This window comes from Mycobacterium sp. TH-M11 (genome assembly GCF_057473725.1).
This window is the reverse complement of record NZ_JBYCLD010000344.1, coordinates 1-1,644: the sequence shown is the minus strand read 5'-3', so window position 1 is coordinate 1,644 and position 1,644 is coordinate 1. Positions and strand designations below refer to the sequence as shown.

General features: G+C 65.5%; 2 protein-coding genes and 1 other annotated feature. Of the genes, one reads left to right on the top strand and one right to left on the bottom strand.

Annotated features, from left to right (window positions below; all coding sequences use genetic code 11):
• Nucleotides 1-31: 31 nt before the first annotated feature.
• Nucleotides 32-1,293 (bottom strand): IS3 family transposase gene (locus AC2VOG_RS13845; RefSeq protein WP_096867509.1). Its coding sequence is split into 2 segments (ribosomal slippage): nt 32-990 and nt 990-1,293, totalling 1,263 coding nucleotides; the frame shifts between segments, so codons are not numbered across the junction.
• Nucleotides 863-994, bottom strand: a sequence feature (AL1L pseudoknot). Its footprint overlaps the gene before it by 132 nt.
• A 162-nt stretch (nt 1,294-1,455) precedes the next feature.
• On the opposite strand from AC2VOG_RS13845, the gene AC2VOG_RS13840 reads away from it, so the two are divergent.
• Nucleotides 1,456-1,644: response regulator (locus tag AC2VOG_RS13840; protein WP_486940461.1), on the top strand; the 189-nt coding region annotated here is incomplete at its 3' end.

Here is a 1,644-nt window from a genome sequence, read left to right as displayed (position 1 = left end):
TGAATCGCCCTGGTTCTCCCGGAGGCTCGATCTATTGGATTTCGACCAGGTTCTGGTCGTTCCGTGATGCATCGTAGAACGCCGCTTCGAACTCGGTCGGCGGAACGTCGCTGAGGTAGCCGTGCAGGCGGCTGGTGTTGTGCCAGTGCACCCAGCTCAGGGTGGCCAACTCGACGTCCTCGACGGTCTTCCACGGCCCGGTACGTGCTGGCCCGTAGATCAGTTCGGCCTTGTAGTAGCCGTTCACGGTTTCGGCCAGGGCGTTGTCGAAGCTGTCCCCGACGGTGCCGATCGAGGGAGTCGCGCCGATCTCGGCGAGCCGTTCACCGTAGCGGATAGAAGTGAACTGCGACCCGGCGTCGGAATGACATACCAAGTACGGCAACAGGATTCCGCGTGACCAGCGGGCCATCTCGATCGCATCCAGCACCATCGTGGTGCGCATATGGGAGGCGACCCGCCACCCGACGATCATCCGGCTGAACGCGTCGATGAGGAAACAGACATAGGCCACCCCGGCCCAGGTCGGCACGAACGTCAGGTCGGTCACCCAGAGCTGGTTGGGAGCGGTAGCGGTGAACTGCCGTTTGACCAGATCGGGATGCCGCGTCGCCGCCGGATCTGCTTTGGTGGTCCGCACGCGCTTGCCGCGCCGCGCCCCACAGATCCCGGCTGCCCGCATCAGGCGGGCGACCTGATCGCGGCCCACGTCGTGGCCGGCCCTGCGTGCGGTTTTCCAGAGCTTGCGTGCCCCGTAGACGCGGTAGTTGTCCTCCCAGAGCGCTCGCAGTACCGGACCCAGCACCGCGTCGCGGCAGGCCCGCGCCGACGGCTTGCGGGTTTTGGTGTCGTAGTAGGTGCTCGGGGCCACCGACACGCCTGCTTCACGCAGGACGGTGCAGATGGGCTCGACCCCGAACTCCTCGCGATTCGCGTCGATGAACGCGACTATTTGCGGTGTTGGCGGTCGAGCTCCGCCCCGAAGAAACTCGCTGCTCGTTTCAGAATCTCGTTGGCACGCTTCAGTTCTCGATTCTCCTGTTCGAGTTCCTTGATCCGCGCAATCTCAGCGGTGGACACCCCCGGTACATGCCCGTCGTCGATATCGGCCTGGCGCACCCAGGACCGGACCGACTCGACCCCGTAACCGAGCTGACGCGCCACCCGCGCCACCGTGCCCTGCTCGGTGCCCAGCTCAGTCCGCAACGTCCGGACCATCCGCACCGCGGCGGCCTTCTCCTCCGGGCCGTAACGGCGTGTCGTGGGCCTACCTGGCGACTGTTCCTTCGGCATACCTGCATCCTCGTTTCCAAGGTCAGGAGCCTCCGGGATTTCCAGGGCGATTCACCTGGCCCTATCCACGTTGCTACGCAATGCTGAAACCCAGCTGAAAACATGGACCAGGACCCCGTTTGCTCAGCTCTGCTTCAGCGATCGGACGGTCACAATGGCAAGGTGCACAACAGCGCACCCAGGGTGCTGGTGGTTGAGGACTCCGACGCGATCCGCGAGACCGTGGTGGCGGCGCTCGCCGACGCCGGATTCGTCAGCGGCGGACGAGTCGACGGCCGCGGCCTGGAGGACGTGCTGCCGGCGTTCCGCCCGGACTTGGTGGTGCTCGACGTGATGCTGCCCGGCCGGGAC